We start from the raw sequence: 17,094 nt of genomic DNA on the forward strand, positions 1-17,094 counted from the left end.
GTCTCTGCCATTTACTCGGAAGGCACCTCGTGGGACGGTTCCACCACCCCGCCGCCCAGACTGCGGCGCAGCTCCCGGATTTCTGCGGTCAGGGCATCGACCTTCTCTTCGAGGTCTTTGGTATTGTCCATCATCATTTCGTCGATAAAAACGGCGTTGGCCAGGCTCATGCCAAAGATGCCACCCAAGACCACGACCACGGCGAAGTACAGGCGAGTCATCCCGATGCCCAACCCCGAAAGCGGGTCACTTTCGTTATCGACGATGGCGGCGGGAATGTCGTTCCAGCCTTCCAGGGTAAAGAGTTGAAAGATGCTGTAAATGCTCACCAGTGGGTCACCGAAGTACTCCGGAGCAATGTCGGCGTAGAAGTGGCAGGTCAGGATGGCGAACAAAAAATTAAGAAAAACCAATGCCACCAAAACAAAAACGGAGGCCCGGATGGCCCGGCCCAGGCCCGTCACCACCTGTTCGATGTTGGGAATAAAGCGCAGGAAGCGCACCAGGCGGATGAGGCGGAACAGGCGCAGCAACACGAGCAGGCCCGCCGCGTCGGAAATCGTCACCAGCCCCTCCAGAAAAACGGGCAAACTCCCCACGGTCACGAAAAAGTCGAAGCGGTTCCAGGCCCCGCCGAAGTAACTCCTGGGCTTCAGCACGCTCAGCTTGACGATCACCTCGACGATGAAAAAACCGATGAAAAGGTGATCAACCGCCAGCAGCCAGCGGTTGTAGCGCAGCTCCGGGAAATACAAAAGAAAAATGACCAGCGCATTGAGGATGATGGCCAGGAGGATAACCCGCTCGTTGAAAAAAAGACGCTTTAGCATACGTTGGTCTAAAGGGGAAGGAAAGCGCAAGGTAAGTCCGCCACACCAACTATTGTAGGTGGCGGCGCTGGATTTGCCCGCCCCGTCCCCCCATTTCTGACCAATCCTTATCTTGCGGCATGGATACGATCGTGCAATATTTTGAAACTATTCCCTCCAGCCACCGCAGCCTGATCCTGATCGGGGGCATCACCTTTTTCTGGATGCTGGAAAGCGTGGCACCGCTGTTTACCGTGCGCTACGGAAAGTGGCGGCACGCGGGGGTCAACTTCTTTTTCACTTTTACCACCATCCTGGTCAATTTCACGATGGCTTTTTTGCTCGTTGCCGCCAGCGCCTGGGTAGTAGCGGCCAACTTTGGCATAGTGCAGTGGTTGAATCTGCCCGTCTGGGCTACCGCCCTCGTTGGCCTGCTGCTGCTCGACCTCATCGGGGCCTACCTGGCACACTGGACGGAGCACCGCGTCCCCGTTCTGTGGCGCTTCCACCTGGTGCACCATACCGATCAGCACGTAGATACCACCACCGCCAACCGCCACCATCCGGGCGAAAGCGTCATCCGCTTCTTCTTCACTACCCTGGCGGTGTTTATCGTCGGCGCACCACTCTGGCTGGTGTTTTTGTACCAAAGCCTGAGCGTCGTGCTCAGCCAGTTCAACCACGCCAACATCACCGTGCCCAATTGGCTGGACCGCCCGCTCAGCCTCCTTTTCGTCACACCGAATATGCACCGCGTACACCACCACTATCAACTGCCGCTCACCGACACCAATTACGGCAACATCTTTAGCGTCTGGGACCGCCTCTTCGGCACCTACGCGGTGGCCGATAACCGCAGCCTCGTCTATGGCGTGGATACCCACATGGACCCCAAAGACCACGGCCACCTGGGCCGTATGCTGGCCATCCCCTTCCAGAAAAAGGTCAAAAACCCGCAGGGCTAGTGGATGGATGCGGGCGCGGCCGCAGGTGCTCCCCCCCGGCCCCCCAAAGGGGGGAGTTGGGATGAGGAGCAAGGGAAGGGCCACTGGTCGAGGCCCTATACGCCGAATTGAGGATAGGAGGTCGCTGTACAACGGCTCGACCATTTTGAACCACTAAGAACACGAAGAAGGACTAAGTTTAGAACGCCCATTGGTCCGGGGCCTTGTACGCCTCTGCGGACATCCCAACAAACTCCATGCAACTCCATGCCCAACTCCATGTAACTCCATGGGCTACCCCCCCCTAAGGCATCCAAACCAGCATCCCACTCGGCACCCGGGGCTCAAAGCGGGTACTCTTGGCGGGCAGCATGCGTCCGGCGGCTACCTCGGCAAAAAAACGGTCGGTCGTCAGCGGAAAATGGCTGAGGTAGGTGCGGTCTGGAAGAAAATTGCGCTGGGCAAGGTCATCTCCCGGCTCCGGCGCCATCTCGAAGGTGATGCGGTGGTCGCGCTTGCTGTCCACAATACCAAATACCGGGGCCAGCACCTGGGCATCGAGCCATTCGGCGGCCGTTTCGCGGCCCTGCGGACTTTTGCGGGTTAACCGGTAGTGCAGGTGGTTCCGGGAAAAAGCCCATTCCCCGGGTACGCTGGGAATGATGGCGCTTGGGGTGGCTTCGATCATAAAGTAGGCACCGAGCCGCTTTAGGACTTCGTCGGTATTTCCCATGTCGTCTTCGATCACCCGGGTAAAACTGCCAATGGATACCTCTTCGCCGCCGATGATGCAGACGGGAAGAAAAGCACAGGCAGCGTATCCCTGGGCCGCCAGTGCCGCGTGGGTGGCGGCCCGGTGGTGGCCATCGGCAATGCAGAGCAACTCCGCCTCGGCCAAATCCAGGGGCTGGGGCAGTTGGCCCATGCGGGGCAGGTAACGGCGCAAGTGATAGGTATTGTCGTTCCCCACAAAAGTCACGGCTCCCCCTTCCGCCACGTACTCTCCGTCCACCCGCGCCCACCATTTGGCCAGCTGCGGCGTGGTCAGCAACACCGGCTTGCCCAGGGCGCCTCCTTCCTCCCGGGTCAGGATTTCCTGGCGGGCCAGGCGGCTTTGCAAGGTTGCCTCGTGGGGCCGGACGAGCCCGCTGGAAAAAGCCGCTGACGGCAGCAGACCGCAGATTCCGCGGCTCCACTCCCCCGTGCGGTGGCGCTGAATCCGCAATTCCCCAAAGCCTCCCGCACTTTCCCACTCCAGTTGTCCGGGCGGAATACAACGTACCCCATCCCGGCAAAACGGCAACTCCGAAAAGCCCGCGCGCGGCGGGTGGTGGTACTGCGGGAAAGGGTATAAGCTTACGGTCATGCGCTAAGGATGGGCGAAAGGTAAGCATAAAGCTTTTTTTCTTTCTCCAGTCGGTCTACCAGTCCGTTACCAACGGCGGAGGGGAAAAACCTCCCCCCGCCGAAAGTGCGCCCGGTCGGGGGGCAACTCCAGAAAAGCAGCCGAACGCAGCAGGCTCGTGCTGTCTCCGGAACCCGCATTGCGCGTGGGCGTAGCCAGCAAAGTGCCCGTGGCTGCGTCGCTCCGCAGGGCCACCAGTTGGAAGAGGGTGAGGGGGGCGGCAAAATGGCAGTCCTCCGTTAGCTGGGCGTATTCCGGCGGAGGGGGAGGTAAACCCGCCTGGGCCATCAGAAACGGAAGCACGTAATGCACGGCACAGCAGAGGGTGGAAACGGGGTTGCCCGGCAGGCCGAAGACCATCGTCTCGCCACGCCTCCCCACCCAAAGGGGTTTCCCCGGCCGCTGCGCCACCCCGTGCAACAGCTGCCTTACCCCCAATTCGCGGAGTACTTGCGGAATGAAGTCCAGCTTCCCCATCGATACGCCGCCGCTCAGCACAATGACTTCGTAATCTTCCAGCGCCTGGGCGAGGGCGCTGCGGATCAGCTCGGGGTCGTCGCGCAAATGCTTCAGGGTGGGTTGCAGGCCTTGCCCCGCCAGCAGCGCACCCACCTGATAGAGATTGGACTGCCGGATCTGGTGCGGCAGGGGCACCTCGCTCACGGGCACCAACTCATTGCCCGTGGCTACCACCATTACCCGGGGCCGCTTGCTGACTTCCACCCCGGCGTAACCACAGGTGGCCAGCATCCCGATTTCCGCTACGCCAATGCGTTGGCCGGCCGGGGCCAGCATTGCCCCCGCCAGGCTGTCTTTCCCCCGCCGGTGCAGGTGCGCCCCGTCCTCCAGGCCCTCCGGCAATCGAAAGGTGCCCTCCCCTGCTTCGAGGTCTTCGTAGCGAACGACCGTGGTACACCCCGGCGGGAGTGCTGCACCCGTCATGATCTCCACGCACCTGGTAATATCCTCCAGAGGCCGGGGGGCGTCGCCCGCTGCCTGCAACCAGGCCACGGGGAAATTGCGTTGCCCGGCAGCATAGGCAGCGTAATGGATGGCAATGCCGTCCATTGCCACCCGGTCAAAGGGGGGATGGTCGCGGTCTGCCAATAGGGGCGCACTCAGCACCCTGCCTTGCGCCGCCTCCAGGGTTACCCGCTCGTGGCCCAACGCCAGCCGCTGCGCCAATACCAATGCCAAAGCCTCCAGATACGTCAGCAACACCCTTTCTGTTTTGCCGCAAGGTAAGTGCTGCGCCGCAAATAAGCTCCGGCCCCTTCCGGCTGCCAACAGCTTGCCCGAAAAGCAGCATTCAGGTATGCCTTCAGTTGACCGCGTAGGGCATTCGGCGGCTGGCGTTGCGCATCAGTTGATCCACCAGCATTTCGGAGGTGGAGAAAGTGCCCGAGGCTACCCAGTCGTAGTTCCACAACATGCCCGCCGAACCATCGTGAATGGTCAGGTTCACCGTCGTTTGGTTGGTTGTCCCCCACACCCCAAAGAGAACGCCCAGCGCCACTGCTGCCCCTTCCGACATGGGCTTGGTGGTGTTGTATACCGAAGTGATTACGGCGTCCACATTCAGGGCCTCGGCCATTTCAGCGGGCGTCATGTTGCGGTTTTCAGGACTCCAGCCCGCCCGCTCCAGCTTGACAATCGTCGTTTCCGGGTCCATGATTTCCAGGCCCCGGATTCTGCCCTGTTGTTTACGACGCAACATCCAGCTGTACATTTCGCGCTGGAAGGCAACGGCGTCGGCAGCAGCGGCCTGCCGGATCATTTCGGGATCGTCTTTTTTCCTTCCCTGGATGTTGACCGTGGGCGGTAAAATGGCAATGATGCTGTGGGCGGCCACTGCGGCGGCAACGTTGGGCGCTTCATAAATGCGGGGGCCACATCCCGTGGAAGTAAAGAGGGCAATGACGATCGTCATCAGTAGCAGGATCTGTCTCATAAGAATGAATTTTTGAACAGGGGTGATTTGTAGCACGAAAGTGCAGCAATTACCACTTACTTTTCACCGTCCGATACCGCTTTAGCTTCTTTTTAGCGCTTCCTTAGTTCATTTTAACAATCCGTGCCCGGGGTGGCACTGGCCCCTGCGAATGCACCCACCATCGATGCGGCGGTGCCTCCGGTCGAAAAAATTGGCGTAAGCACCACCATTTTCCCGCCAAGCGCGTATCTATACCGACCGGGAAGCACATCGCAACCCATTTTTTCCTCGCAACAAGGGGTTAATCCGTCATCCGTTTTCCCGCTTATCGCCCGAAAATAAGTACCTTCGTACCGTTATGCTGAACAAGACGCTTGCTGGCTTTTTTGCGGTTTTCCTGGGCCTCTTCGGGGTCCATTACTTCTACGTGGGCAAAGTCTTCCGGGGGGTCGTCCAGTTCCTGTTCTTTTGGAGCATGGTCATTCTGGTCAATAATTCCGGTGGCCCGGCCGAAGAGCTTTTTGCCTTCATGGTGGCCTTTTCCGTTCTCATTCCCGTCCTGACGGGCATCGTCTGGTGGGCCACCCCCAAGGAGCGCTGGCAGGCCAAGTACGACCCTGAAAGCCTCCCCCAACACACGCCCCTGGGCATTGCCGCCCCCGCCGTTCAAGACACCAAGGCCCTGAAAGCCGAAGGCATCCGCTACTACCGCAGTGCCGACTACGACCTGGCCATTGAGGCCTTCCTCGAAGCTGCCGCGATCGACCTGGGCGACGCAGGCACCCACTTCAACCTGGCCTGCTCCTACGCCCAACTAGGGCAATATCCCGAGGCAATGCGCCACCTGGAGCTCTCCGTCACCTTCGGCCTCCCGAAACCGGAAAGAATTGAGAAGCACCCGGCCCTGGCGGCCATGCGCAAGCATTCCGCCTACCAGGTTTTCCGCAGCAACAATTACCGCCGTTTAAACCTGCTGGAGATGGCCCCCAGCCCAGCCGAAACCGAGACAGAAATCCTGGAAGACTTCGCCAGCCCGCCCCCGTCTGCCCAAAGCGGGCCGACGTACACGCCCAAGGCCGCCTTTCCGGAACAACCCGCCGCGCCCCCCGACCTGCTGGAGCAAATCGCCCGGCTCCGTGAACTCCACGACGCGGGCATCCTCACCCAGCGGGAATACCAGGCCCAAAAGGAAAGGTTGCTCGGCTAAGTCTCTGCGTCAATTTTCCACCCTTCCCCGCTTTTCATCCCTACTGCCCAGCGTAGTACCAAAACTACCAGCTCTTGCGAAAACTGCCTTCCTTTCTTCTTCTTGGCCTCCTTTGCCTGTTGCTTCCCGGGCTGCGGGCCCAGGGCCTGGCCGGTGCGCGCAATCTCGACCGGGCCGTGCTGATTCATCTGGGCTACGGCCCCTACGTCAGTGCCGGCGACCTGAACGCACGCTTCGGCAACGGATGGTCCCTCGACGGGGGTGCCGCCTGGATGCCCCAAAACAGCAATCTGGCCCTGGGCTTTAAGGTGCAGTTCGGCTTTGGCAACCAGGTTCGGGAAGACGTCCTGGCCAGCCTGCGCACCCGCGATGGCTTCCTGATTGGTAACCAGCGGGAGCCAGCCGATATCCAACTGCGCCAACGCCAGCTTTTCGTGGGGCCCAGTTTAGGCTATACCCTTCCCATTGGCAGCAACCAGCGCGCCGGCCTCCAGCTCACCTCCAGCGTAGGCTACTTCTTCCACCGCATCAAAATACAGAACGACCCCGTCCAGAGCGTCCCGCAGCTCGACGAAGCCTTGAAAGGAGGGTACGATCGCCTCACCGGCGGCCCCGCCTTCTACCAGTTCATCGGCTTCCAGCAACTGGCGGTAGACCGGCTCCTCAACTTCTACCTCGGCGTGGAGGCCACCGTGGGCACTACCCGGGCCCTGCGCAATTTCGATTTCCCTACGGGCGCACCACCACCGGAGGACACCCGCCTTGACGCCCTTCTGGGTTTCAAGGCCGGCCTCATCATCCCCCTCTATTTCGGAGAGGGACGCGAAATTTTTTATAAGTAATGACGGGGATGTACCGGGTGGGGACGGCGGCCTACCACGGCATGATTGCCCTGGCCGCCCGCTTCGGGCACCGCCAGGCCCGGCAATGGGTACGGGGCCGGCAAAACGCCCCTTCCGCCCGGCAGATCCGCGACGCCATCAACCAGCAATTCGGCACCACTACCCCGCCCGTCGTTTGGGTCCACGCCGCCAGCCTCGGCGAATGGGAACAGGGGCGCCCCGTAGTAGAAGCCCTGCGCCAATTCCACCCCACCTGGCAATTTGTCCTCAGCTTTTTCAGTCCCAGCGGCTACGAACGCTGTAAAGACACCGACGCCGTCCACCACGTCACTTACCTCCCCCCCGACGGGCCGAAGCGGGCGGAGGAATGGACGAGCGACCTGCGTCCCAGCCTAGCCATTTTCATCAAATACGAATTTTGGTTTTTTCACCTGCGTGCCCTGCACCGGGCCAGCGTCCCTACCTTTTTGATTGCGGCCAGTTTTCGCCCCAAGCAGTCTTTTTTCCGGCCGTCGGGCGATTGGTGGCGGGCCATGCTGGCCTTTTTTACCGGCATCATCACCCAGACGGAGCAAGACCGCGAACTCCTTACCGGCCCGGGTAAATATCCGCCCGAGCGGGCCACCGTGGGGGGTGATCCGCGGATGGACCGCACCCTGGCCCTGGCCGAGGCCCCTTTCCACGACCCCATCGTCGAGGCCTTCGCCTCGGGCGGGCTCACGATCGTGGCGGGCTCCGTCTGGATCGACGACCTCGTCATCTGGTGGCCGGTTTGGCAGCGGATGCCGGCGTCCGTCCGGCTCATTCTGGCACCGCACCAGTTGGTAGAAAAGGAGTTGGCGCAGACGCAGGTGCAGTGGAAGGCCGAACGCTATACGAAGACCTCCGCCGCACAAGTCGCTGGCAGCCGCGTGCTTTTGTTGGATACCATCGGCATCCTCAGCAGGGTTTACCGCTATGGCGACCTGGCCTACGTAGGAGGGGGCTTCCGCACCGGCCTGCACAATACGCTGGAGCCCCTGGCTTACGGCCTGCCAACCATCTTCGGGCCCCGCCACGAAAAATTCCCCGAAGCCGCAGCGGCCATCCGGGGCGGCGGTGCCTTCTCAGTGGGATCCGATGCGGAGCTTTTTGCGGTCCTGGAACAACTGCAACAACCCGGCCCGCGGGAGGCCGCTGCCCAGGCCCAACGCCGTCTTGCGCAGTCGGGTGCCGGCGCGGCGGTGCGGACGGCCCGGCAGGTGATGCATTGGCTGGCCCTTAGCCTCGCCCTGCTCTTTTGGGCAATTCCTGGCACCTGCGTCCGCGCCCAGCCGGAGCCACTGACGCGCCAAAGCACCTTCTTCCTGCAAAACGACCGCCTGGAAAGCGCCCTGAACGCCGCCTTCGAAAAAGGGAACCTGATGGTCGCCCTCGCCGGGGTGGAATGGCGGCGCGGGCTGGCCCTGGTAGCCGGCACCTGCCCCACCGGCGAAAGCCTGGCCCTGGAAGTAACCCTCGATGCCAACGTCAACTACGCTTTCCTGGCCTCCGCCGAAAGCGGGGCCTACGACGTAGACCTGCTGCTGCGCGACAGCAACGGGCAACTCCTCGCCCAGGACACGGAACTGGACGGTACGCCCATCCTGGAATTTCGCCCCACCCAGGGCGGCACTTACCAGCTGCAGGTACACGCCGTAAGCGGCCCTGACCCCAACAGCCACCTGGGCCTCAGCCTGTTACGAAGTGGCGGATGGCCGGTGTTGGAACGCGACTTCCGTACCCTGAGCCAGGTCTTTTTTGCATCCGTGGCGGGCATCAGCAAATCCACCGGCGCAGCCTGGCTGCAAGTTTCCGGTCAGTGGTGCCTGTTTGGCTACCTGCTCGGCGAAGGGCGGGGCGAAACCCTGCGACGCATTCGCCCCGGGCCGGGCAAAGGCTATTTTGTGGCTTCCGGAGGGAACAATTTCCGGGATATCGACCTATATTTGGCAGATGAGGAGCAACGCATCGTCTTAGTGGACACTGCCCCCAACGCCTTTCCACTGCTGGAATACGTTTTTCCGGCCAGCGCACCCTACGAACTCCGTGTGGAGGTGGAACGGAGCCGCAACCCGGGGCTGCTGTTGCTCGGGCTCCTCAAAGAGTAAACCCGGCGGGCTACCGCGCCCGCCACAAAACCACCAAACCATGGGTAAAGTACTTAAAGTCATCGAAGTCCTCAGCGAAAGCGGCGTCAGCTACGAAGACGCCATCAAAACGGCCGTGGCGGAAACGTCCAAAACCGTTCGCCACATCCGCTCCGCCTACGTGCAAGAACAATCCGTAACGGTGAAAGACGGGAAAGTGGACATGTTCCGCGTCAACGTCAAAATCACCTTTGAGGTCGACGTGTAGGCCAACCTTTCTGGAAACGAGCAACGGCTGCCTCCCACGCGGGGGGCAGCCGTTTTACTTTTGCATGGTTGCTGGCCAGCGCTTACTTCGCTGCCAGCTTCTGGATCAGTTGATCGACTTCCACTTCCCGGCCCGGTTGGTAGCCGGAGAATTCCCGGACCACCTTGCCTGCACCGTCGAGCACGTACATCTGGGGGATGCTGCGGAAGCCGAGCATGGACTGGAGTTTGCCGTTGGTATCGACCAGAACGTCGTATTTCCAGCCCTTGCGGGACACCAGGGGCTTGATGCGGCTGACCATTGAGCGGGAGTCGACACTGATGGCCAGAAACTGGGCGCCGTACTCGTTTTGCCACTTGGGGAGGTAGCTTTTGAGGTGGTCAAGCTCGGCGTGGCAAGGCTGGCACCAGGTGGCCCAGATGGCGATGACGGTGGGTTTGCCCTGCCCAATGTACTCCTGCAGTTCTGCGGGCCGGAGATCGACCGTAGCCAACCTCGGCGTTGGGAAAGTTTGTTGCGCGCTCAAGCTGAGGCTCAGGCCAAGAAAGAAGACGAAGAGGGAAAGCGGCTTAGCCATAGGAGATTGCTTTGTTGGGCCTGGGAAACGCTGGGAGTGCTCTTAAGGATTGCCCAAAATAGTTTATAGTTTTCCTAATCCGGTGCCTGGGGGCTGAGCAGGTGGGGTGGGTCAGCGGATTAGCCCGTCCAGCAACCAGTCGGCCAGCAACTGCCGGTTGCGGGGTTCGACGATGCGCACCTGATCGGAGGGATTGGCGATATTGCCCAGTTCGATGAAGACGCCGCTGGGTTTGCTTTCGCGCAGGACGAAGAGGTCGCGGGCACCGACGGTGCCGGAGTAGCCGCGGCCTTTGCGGAATTGCTCGTACTTATTGGCCATTACGAGGTGCATGCGTTCGGCCTGTTTGGCCCCGAGGAGGTCTCCGTCGTGGTGGTAAAAGAAAAGGTCGATGGTTTTGTCCTTGTGGCGGCTATCGACGTGGATGGATATCATGAGTTGATCGGTGATGCCTTTGGCCAGGTTTTGTTCGTAGAGCTGGTTGATGATTTCGCAGCGTTGGCCGAGGCGTTCTTTTTGACCCCGGGGGATTTCTGCTCCACCCCAGGCCGTTTCGTCCTTATCGCCCTTGAGGTAGACGTCGTCGCGGATGCCATCATCGTCGCGGATGATCATGTAGGGGGTACCGCCGTGGGCTAGGATGTTGCGGGTCAGGCGCAGGGCCACATCGTAGGCGTACTCGTCTTCGTGGAGGTCGTGGCCCGCCCGTTTGCCGATGGTGCCGGGGTCGGGGCCGCCGTGGCCTGCGACGATGTAGAAGATCCGGCCCGCGAGCTTGTCGTCGATTTTCGGGACGTAGGCATATTTTTCTCCGAAGATTTTGAAGGTACGGTAGGCCGTGAGGGTTACCTGCTTGAGTGGATCATCGGGTGGCGGGCTGGTGACGTTGCCCTGGTGCTGGGTGATCTCTCCCTGGTCGAGAATTTCTTTAGGGGCGGCCTGGAGTTTCTTCTCGAAGCAATTATCGATGTGGAAAGGGACGTAGAGCACCTTGTCTTCCCGAAAGTCCTTACTGCGTACGGCGGCGCGCAGCAAATCTTCGTTGTAGTGCTGGATACTGAGGGCGCGGGCATAGTTGTCGTTGCCGGTAGTGGTACGGATGCTGGTACCGTTGTAGGTATAGACGGTAACGGGGAGTTCGTAGCCACGCCCTACCAGCAACTGGGCGTTGGCTTTGAGGCCATTGAGGCGGTAGAACTCGGTGAGGTTGCAGGGAAATTCCAGCAACTGGTAGCGGCGCAGCAGGGAGTAGACGCCGTCGCCGCGTTCGGCCACCACGCGCAGTTGCTCGGCGCGCAGGGGAAGACAAAAAAGAAGCAGTAAGAGCGGAAGTAGTTGCTTTTTCGGGATCATAGGATAGAAAAAATCAGGCGGAAGACGCTGCAAGATACGAAAAGGTGATGGGGGGGGTAGTTAGTAGTTCATAGTTCAGTAGTTCAGTAGTTCAGTAGATCATAGTACAGTAGTTCTGTCGTTCTGTCGTTCTGTCGTTCTGTCGTTCATACTCGGGTACTTCGTGGTTTTGTCGTGAGGGCTGGTATACGAGTAAACCACAGCTACCGAACTGTTGAACTATTGTGAACTACCGACTATTGACCGGCGGCCTGCCGTACCTTTGCGGGCGTGAATACCTGGCAGAGCATTATCCACCTCCTGCGGTGGGAACTGAAAACGGAATGGCGCAACCGCTCGGCATTGGGCAGTGTCCTGCTCTACGTGGTGTGTACTACCGTAGTGGTTTACTTTGCGGTGCGGGAGTTCAGTCCTATGACTTTTAACGCACTATACTGGGTGGTGTTGTTTTTTGGGGCAACGGTGGCCAGTGGGCGGAGTTTTTTGCGGGAAGGGGGCCGGCGGCACTATTATTTTTACACGCTGGCGAGTCCGGAGGCTTTGCTGGCTAGCAAGCTGCTGTACAACATCCTGACCATCTGGCTGGTCAGTGTCATCACCTGGTTGTTGCTGGCCTTTTTTGCGGGCCGGAACTTCGTTTTTGAACCCGGCTACTTCGTGGTGTCCCTGCTGCTCGGCGGGCTGGGCCTGGGGGCCATCCTGACCTTCGTGGCGGCACTGGCAGCGCGGGCCGGCGGGAGTGGGACTTTGATGGCGGTCCTGTCATTTCCCCTGGTAATCCCCCTACTCTACTTGCTCGTCAACGCGGGTGGCTATGCGGTTGGATTGACCTCGGGCGAGGAAAACAGCTACCTGCTGCTGGCCCTTGCGATTGATTTGCTGTCACTGGCCGTGGGGCTGGTGCTGTTCCCCTTCGTGTGGCGGGATTGAGGCAATAAAAAAGGCCGGTCTGCAGGAGAAGAAGCTCCCCCACAACCGGCCGTAGTTAATTGGGTATTGGCTTAAGCTTAGACGATCTGATCGTCGTGGTAGGTAGGGGTGTCTTGCTCTTCGTTCGTTACACCGTACTTCGGGCTGGAGCCCCACTTGTTGGGTTGGGTATCGCTGTCCTGGCAGAACCAGATGAGGAGGGGAATGATGCCGATACCAGTGAAGATGATCAGCTGCCACCAGCCACTGCGGCCCGTATCGTGCAAGCGCCGGGCTCCGACGGCAATGGTGGGAACAAAGAAGACGACTTCCACGACCTTCTCGATGACTTCGACGTCAAAAAGGAAATTGTCCCAGGCGCTGGCCGCTGCGCTGATCAAGGTAGAAATCAGCATAAAGCCCCAGAATTCGGCCCGGCGGCTGCGGCTGTTAAAATCAAAGTAGCGGCCGAGGGCGAGCGTAAAATTTTGCCAGATCATGATAGAAAGAATTGGGTGATTGATGTTGCAAGTATCGGGCTGATGAGCGTGCAGGACAACTCTGCTCGACCAACCTGCGTACCAAAACGACGAAAGCGTGCGACCGGGGTTGCAGCGCCGCCCGGCGGAACCACCCCGCAAAATCCCGCTCCCCCTAACCTTCTTCCCGCCCCCGGCGTTGGGGAGAGGAAGAATAACTGACTATGCCCGCGATTGTTTCCTCCAAATTTACTTCCTCCCACGCCCGCGTCAATCAGGCCCCGGCGGGCAAGCGGCCGGAGTTCGCCTTCATCGGTCGTTCCAACGTAGGCAAGAGCAGCCTGATCAACATGCTCGTACAGCGCAAGGAACTGGCCCATACCAGCGGCACCCCGGGCAAGACCCAGCTGATCAATTACTACCTCATCAACGAGAGTTGGTACCTGACTGACCTCCCCGGCTACGGCTACGCCAAACGCAGCCTGAAAACCCGCGCGAAGTGGGAAGACCGCACCGAAGAGTATTTCCTGCACCGCAGCCAGATGGTGTGCGCCATGGTGTTGGTGGACAGCAACGTGCCGCCGCAAACCATTGACCTCGACTTCATCAACTGGCTCGGCGAAAAGGGCGTCCCCTTCGTCATTGTATTCACGAAGACCGACCGAAAAAAGGCCCGCGACCTGGCCAACGTCGAAGCCTTCAAGCAGACCCTGCTGGAGTACTGGGAAGACCTGCCACCGGTGTTCCTGACCAGCGCCGTGACGACCGACGGCCGAGATGAGCTCCTCACTTTTCTGGATACCACTTTGAAAGAGATGAACTGGCCCTTTGCGGCGGAGCACTGATGGCCGGGCCGACCCGCATTGCCCGCAAAAGACGGGCCCGGCACCTGCGGCAGCGCCAGAAAAATTTCTCGCACTATATTGGCACGCATACCAGCATTTTAAAATTTCACTGCTATGAGCCAGCCCCGCCGCATGAAACGCCGCGACTTCATTAAGAGCACCGCCGTGCTTTCCACCCTCGCCTTCCTGCCCGGCTGCGGGCCCGGCGAAGCGACCACGGAGGCCAGCACGCCCGCCCGGCTGCGTACCGCCCACATCGGGGTAGGAAACATGGGCGCAGAAGACCTCAAAGCCGTCGCCTCTCACCCCCGGGTGGACGTGACGGCCCTCTGCGACGTAGACGCCAACGCCCTGGCGGCCGCCCTGGCCCTGCACCCCAAGGCCAAGACGTATTCCGACTACCGCGTGATGCTCAAAGAAATGGCCGGGGAGATTGACGCCGTTTTTGTCTCGACGCCCGACCATACCCACGCCCCCGCCTCCATGCTGGCCATGGAAAACGGCAAGCCCGTCTACTGCCAAAAACCCCTGACCCACCACGTTACCGAAGCCCGCGCCATGCGCAAACTGGCCGCCGAAAAGCAGCTGATAACGCAAATGGGCATCCAGGTCCACTCCTTCTACGACTACAAGCTGGCCACCCTGCTCATCCAGGCCGGCATCATCGGCAAGGTCAGCAGCGTCCGCGCCTGGTCGAACAAAAACTGGGGATACGACGGACCGGCTCCCGAGGGCAGTGACCCCGTGCCGGAGCACCTGGACTGGAACCTCTGGCTGGGCACCGCCGCAGAGCGCCCCTACAAGGAAGGCGTTTACCACCCCGGCGAATGGCGCAAGCTCCTCGACTTCGGCTGCGGCACCCTCGGAGACATGGGCGTACACATCTTCGATACGCCCTACAATGCGCTGGCGCTCGATGTCCCCACCACCATCAAGAACGAGTGCCGGGCTCCTACTGGCTTCGGCTTCCCGGAAAACAACGTCGTTACTTACGAATTTCCGGGCACGGCCTACACCACCGAAAGCTTCCAATGGGTATGGTACGATGGCCCCGGCGTCCCGGCTGAACACCCCGACCTGGTCTTGCCCAACGGCGATGCGCTGCCCGAACAAGGTGCCATGTTCGTAGGGGAAAAAGGACGGCTGCTGCTGCCGCACTTCATGGAACTGCCCCGCCTGATCGTCAACGGTGCTTACGAAGACATCGACCTGGCGATGGCCGGTGAGGAAATGGCCAACGCGCCGGTGGTCCGCGATTACGCTGGCGAAAGCCCGAAACACTACCACCAGTTCGTGGACGCCTGCCTGGGCGAAGACACCACTACGGCCCCCTTCGAATACGCCGCCCGCCTTACGGAGACCATCCTGCTGGGCGTCATCGCGGGTCGTTTTCCGAACCAGACCCTGCACTGGGATAACGCCACGGCCCGCTTCCAGGAAGAAGAGGCCAACACTTACCTGGACGGAACCTACCGGAGTTTTTAAGGGGGCGCGGCCGCAGGTGCTCCCCCCCAAGGGGCCGTCTAAAAAGTCAGCCCCAAAGCTGTGGGGTGCGCCACGGTGGCTGTGCTGGTTGCGTTCTGACACATTTAAGAAAAAATATGTGTTCCTTTTTTGGGCCTCCCCACATGCTGGGTGGGCCTTCAGGGAGTTAAAAATGCCGTCTAGACGGATTTTTGGGCCGTTTTAGGTCATTTGGGCCCTTTGTACGACCGGAGTAAGCAGACTACGCCCTTGCTCAATCGATAATTTATGTAATCGACGAAGATTTGTGGCTATCGAAAGGAGGCCCATCTCAATGTTAACCCCCGTAAGTCCCTTTAGTGTAAACCGACGTCTTCCCAGATTGGCCTTCAAGTTGCCAAAGAAGCCCTCGACTTCTGCGTTACGGCGCAGGCACTTTGCTCTACCCTCTTTCGTGCTCAGACGAGCTCGGGCTTGCTGGCGATAGCTTTGACCTTTGTGGCTAATGGTTACCACTCGGTTGCCGTCTTGTTTATGACACATCCCGCGCAAGGGGCAGCCTATGCAATTGACGGCTTTGTACTTACTTGTTTCACGGATATACCCACTTGCTGTTTTCTCCTCTCCCTCTCCACAATACGTCATATGCTGACCCATGGGGCATATCAGCACATTTTGCTCTTCGTTATAGTATAACTGGCTTGGCGCAAATGGCGCTTTAAGTACTCCTTGCTCTTCCTTGTAATAGCCCGGGTATTTGAGGTAGGCTTCTATCTCCTTGCCCTCACAATAGCGATAGGCCTCTTCGTTGCCATACCCCGCATCGGCTGTAATGGCCTTGGGCAAGTTCAATCCGATTTGGCTTAAGATCGATTCGGTGTCTTCAAGATGAGGAATGAGGCAGGCCGCATCAGAAGGCGTCTGGTGCATTGTCCAGTTTACAACAAAGTGGTTTTCCGTTCCCACTTGAGCATTGTAGCCGGGTTTTAGCTCCCCGTTGCCCAAGTGGTCGTCTTTGGGCCTCATGAACGTAGCACCATGATCCGTTTTAGAGTAAGACGACCGATCTCCCAGTAATTCTTGCTGGCGCTCATATTCCTGGAGTTTGGGCAAGGACTTGCTCTCCAGGTTTTTCAGTTTTGTCTTTGCCTTTTTGACCTCTTTGGCTTCCTCCTTGGTGCTGGGGGACTGACTTTCTAAGGCTTTGTTGAGTCGATCAATCGTTTCTTGGACTGCTGCACTGTCGCTGAGTTTGTCCCCTTGATCATCCCCATCGGCAGCTTGCTCATCCTCTTTATCCGCTTTTTCACATAAAGCGTCAATCTGAGAAACGATCATCCCTATCTGGTCTAGCACCGACTTCTTGTAACGCTCAACGTTTGACTTCCAAACGAAGGTGTACCGGCCAGCTACTGACTCCAGTATAGTGCCATCTAAAAAGTAATCATCCAGCTTGACATAGCCTTGTTCATGTAAAGTCAACAAAACGTGGGCAAACACTTCCTTTACCCGGCCACCCATGCGGTGCTTGCGAAAGTTATTGATCGTATTGTGATCGGGAGTGGACATCCCACTTAGCCACATGTAGCACACGTTCTCATAGCAAGCCTTCTCAATCGAACGAGATGAGTACACCCGATCAGAATAGGCATAAACCAACACCTTAAGCAGCATCCGAGGAGAGTACGCGCTACTGCCACCTCCTAAATAGGTGCTTAGGATCGAATCAATGTTCATCCCATCTATAATCTGGCTGATCAGCCGCGCCTTATGATGAGGCGGTACCATGTCGGCAAGATGTGGAGGGAATAGCAAGCCTTGGTTCTGGAGGTCAGGCTTGAAAACTGCTCTTTTTGTGCTCATCGGCTACGGGGATGGGAACAGCCTCAAAATACTACTTTTTCGTATTTTGTACCAGAATGCCCCCCTAGTAGACTTTTTAGACGGCCCC

General features: G+C 59.1%; 16 protein-coding genes. 8 read left to right on the top strand and 8 right to left on the bottom strand.

The features are described 5' to 3' along the window. Window positions 1-11: 11 nt before the first annotated feature. The gene (locus H9S92_RS03820; RefSeq protein ID WP_222935966.1) at window positions 12-830 is read right to left on the bottom strand and encodes an ion transporter; all 819 of its coding nucleotides are present in this window, start codon (window positions 828-830) and stop codon (window positions 12-14) included. A gap of 119 nt (window positions 831-949) precedes the next feature. Between H9S92_RS03820 and H9S92_RS03825 the strand changes: the two genes are divergently transcribed. After that, window positions 950-1,774 carry a sterol desaturase family protein gene (locus H9S92_RS03825; RefSeq protein WP_187465391.1) on the top strand — a complete coding sequence of 275 codons (825 nt, stop codon included), beginning with the start codon at window positions 950-952 and terminating at the stop codon, window positions 1,772-1,774. A 283-nt stretch (window positions 1,775-2,057) separates the two neighbouring features. Here H9S92_RS03825 and H9S92_RS03830 read toward each other — a convergent pair whose 3' ends face one another. The 3 genes from H9S92_RS03830 to H9S92_RS03840 all read right to left on the bottom strand — a co-directional run bounded on the left by H9S92_RS03830 (window position 2,058) and on the right by H9S92_RS03840 (window position 5,109). Then, the gene (locus tag H9S92_RS03830) at window positions 2,058-3,119 is read right to left on the bottom strand and encodes a DUF1015 family protein (protein ID WP_187465392.1); all 1,062 of its coding nucleotides are present in this window, start codon (window positions 3,117-3,119) and stop codon (window positions 2,058-2,060) included. A gap of 66 nt (window positions 3,120-3,185) precedes the next feature. Beyond that, a complete protein-coding gene (locus H9S92_RS03835; protein WP_222935967.1) occupies window positions 3,186-4,379 on the bottom strand; it encodes a molybdopterin molybdotransferase MoeA in 1,194 nt (397 codons plus the stop codon). A 100-nt stretch (window positions 4,380-4,479) separates the two neighbouring features. Further along, window positions 4,480-5,109, bottom strand: coding sequence for a hypothetical protein (locus tag H9S92_RS03840; RefSeq protein WP_187465393.1), 630 nt, complete (start codon window positions 5,107-5,109; stop codon window positions 4,480-4,482). A gap of 340 nt (window positions 5,110-5,449) precedes the next feature. Between H9S92_RS03840 and H9S92_RS03845 the strand changes: the two genes are divergently transcribed. The 4 genes from H9S92_RS03845 (at window position 5,450) to H9S92_RS03860 (ending at window position 9,516) form a co-directional block, all read left to right on the top strand. Beyond that, window positions 5,450-6,298 (top strand): NINE protein, encoded by an 849-nt coding sequence (locus tag H9S92_RS03845; RefSeq protein ID WP_187465406.1) that lies wholly within the window; start codon window positions 5,450-5,452, stop codon window positions 6,296-6,298. Between the two features lie 74 nt (window positions 6,299-6,372). Next, on the top strand, window positions 6,373-7,140 hold the full coding sequence (locus tag H9S92_RS03850) for a hypothetical protein (protein WP_187465394.1): 768 nt from the start codon (window positions 6,373-6,375) through the stop codon (window positions 7,138-7,140). Further along, complete coding sequence (locus H9S92_RS03855) at window positions 7,140-9,269, top strand: 3-deoxy-D-manno-octulosonic acid transferase (RefSeq protein ID WP_187465395.1); 2,130 nt, start codon at window positions 7,140-7,142, stop codon at window positions 9,267-9,269. The genes H9S92_RS03850 and H9S92_RS03855 overlap by 1 nt, the downstream gene beginning before the upstream one ends. A gap of 40 nt (window positions 9,270-9,309) precedes the next feature. Next, window positions 9,310-9,516: a dodecin family protein gene (locus H9S92_RS03860; RefSeq protein WP_187465396.1), complete on the top strand. Its 207-nt coding sequence runs from the start codon at window positions 9,310-9,312 to the stop codon at window positions 9,514-9,516. An 82-nt stretch (window positions 9,517-9,598) separates the two neighbouring features. Here H9S92_RS03860 and H9S92_RS03865 read toward each other — a convergent pair whose 3' ends face one another. Further along, the gene (locus H9S92_RS03865) at window positions 9,599-10,093 is read right to left on the bottom strand and encodes a TlpA family protein disulfide reductase (protein ID WP_187465397.1); all 495 of its coding nucleotides are present in this window, start codon (window positions 10,091-10,093) and stop codon (window positions 9,599-9,601) included. Between the two features lie 111 nt (window positions 10,094-10,204). Continuing rightward, complete coding sequence (locus tag H9S92_RS03870; protein WP_187465398.1) at window positions 10,205-11,446, bottom strand: N-acetylmuramoyl-L-alanine amidase family protein; 1,242 nt, start codon at window positions 11,444-11,446, stop codon at window positions 10,205-10,207. Between the two features lie 270 nt (window positions 11,447-11,716). Between H9S92_RS03870 and H9S92_RS03875 the strand changes: the two genes are divergently transcribed. After that, window positions 11,717-12,376: a heme exporter protein CcmB gene (locus H9S92_RS03875; protein WP_187465399.1), complete on the top strand. Its 660-nt coding sequence runs from the start codon at window positions 11,717-11,719 to the stop codon at window positions 12,374-12,376. A gap of 77 nt (window positions 12,377-12,453) precedes the next feature. Here H9S92_RS03875 and H9S92_RS03880 read toward each other — a convergent pair whose 3' ends face one another. Further along, on the bottom strand, window positions 12,454-12,855 hold the full coding sequence (locus H9S92_RS03880; protein ID WP_187465400.1) for a DUF805 domain-containing protein: 402 nt from the start codon (window positions 12,853-12,855) through the stop codon (window positions 12,454-12,456). Window positions 12,856-13,058: 203 nt separating this feature from the next. Here H9S92_RS03880 and yihA point away from each other — a divergent pair, with 203 nt between their 5' ends. Both yihA and H9S92_RS03890 read left to right on the top strand, forming a co-directional pair. Further along, on the top strand, window positions 13,059-13,679 hold the full coding sequence (gene yihA, locus H9S92_RS03885; protein ID WP_187465401.1) for a ribosome biogenesis GTP-binding protein YihA/YsxC: 621 nt from the start codon (window positions 13,059-13,061) through the stop codon (window positions 13,677-13,679). Window positions 13,680-13,793: 114 nt separating this feature from the next. Then, window positions 13,794-15,164, top strand: coding sequence for a Gfo/Idh/MocA family oxidoreductase (locus H9S92_RS03890; RefSeq protein WP_246463628.1), 1,371 nt, complete (start codon window positions 13,794-13,796; stop codon window positions 15,162-15,164). Between the two features lie 201 nt (window positions 15,165-15,365). Here the strand turns inward: H9S92_RS03890 and H9S92_RS03895 are convergent, their stop codons facing one another. After that, on the bottom strand, window positions 15,366-17,006 hold the full coding sequence (locus H9S92_RS03895) for an IS1182 family transposase (RefSeq protein ID WP_187464761.1): 1,641 nt from the start codon (window positions 17,004-17,006) through the stop codon (window positions 15,366-15,368). Window positions 17,007-17,094: the final 88 nt, after the last annotated feature.

Origin of the sequence: Neolewinella lacunae, assembly GCF_014349155.1 — a bacterium.
Classification (GTDB): domain Bacteria; phylum Bacteroidota; class Bacteroidia; order Chitinophagales; family Saprospiraceae; genus Neolewinella; species Neolewinella lacunae.

Coding starts and splice junctions, on each gene's coding strand:
- H9S92_RS03890 (WP_246463628.1), top strand. CDS start 13,794: ATGAGCCAGCCCCGCCGCATGAAACGCCGCGACTTCATTAAGAGCACC.
- H9S92_RS03830 (WP_187465392.1), bottom strand. CDS start 3,119: ATGACCGTAAGCTTATACCCTTTCCCGCAGTACCACCACCCGCCGCGC.
- yihA (WP_187465401.1), top strand. CDS start 13,059: ATGCCCGCGATTGTTTCCTCCAAATTTACTTCCTCCCACGCCCGCGTC.
- H9S92_RS03825 (WP_187465391.1), top strand. CDS start 950: ATGGATACGATCGTGCAATATTTTGAAACTATTCCCTCCAGCCACCGC.
- H9S92_RS03820 (WP_222935966.1), bottom strand. CDS start 830: ATGCTAAAGCGTCTTTTTTTCAACGAGCGGGTTATCCTCCTGGCCATC.
- H9S92_RS03845 (WP_187465406.1), top strand. CDS start 5,450: ATGCTGAACAAGACGCTTGCTGGCTTTTTTGCGGTTTTCCTGGGCCTC.
- H9S92_RS03860 (WP_187465396.1), top strand. CDS start 9,310: ATGGGTAAAGTACTTAAAGTCATCGAAGTCCTCAGCGAAAGCGGCGTC.
- H9S92_RS03870 (WP_187465398.1), bottom strand. CDS start 11,446: ATGATCCCGAAAAAGCAACTACTTCCGCTCTTACTGCTTCTTTTTTGT.
- H9S92_RS03840 (WP_187465393.1), bottom strand. CDS start 5,109: ATGAGACAGATCCTGCTACTGATGACGATCGTCATTGCCCTCTTTACT.
- H9S92_RS03895 (WP_187464761.1), bottom strand. CDS start 17,006: ATGAGCACAAAAAGAGCAGTTTTCAAGCCTGACCTCCAGAACCAAGGC.
- H9S92_RS03880 (WP_187465400.1), bottom strand. CDS start 12,855: ATGATCTGGCAAAATTTTACGCTCGCCCTCGGCCGCTACTTTGATTTT.
- H9S92_RS03855 (WP_187465395.1), top strand. CDS start 7,140: ATGACGGGGATGTACCGGGTGGGGACGGCGGCCTACCACGGCATGATT.
- H9S92_RS03865 (WP_187465397.1), bottom strand. CDS start 10,093: ATGGCTAAGCCGCTTTCCCTCTTCGTCTTCTTTCTTGGCCTGAGCCTC.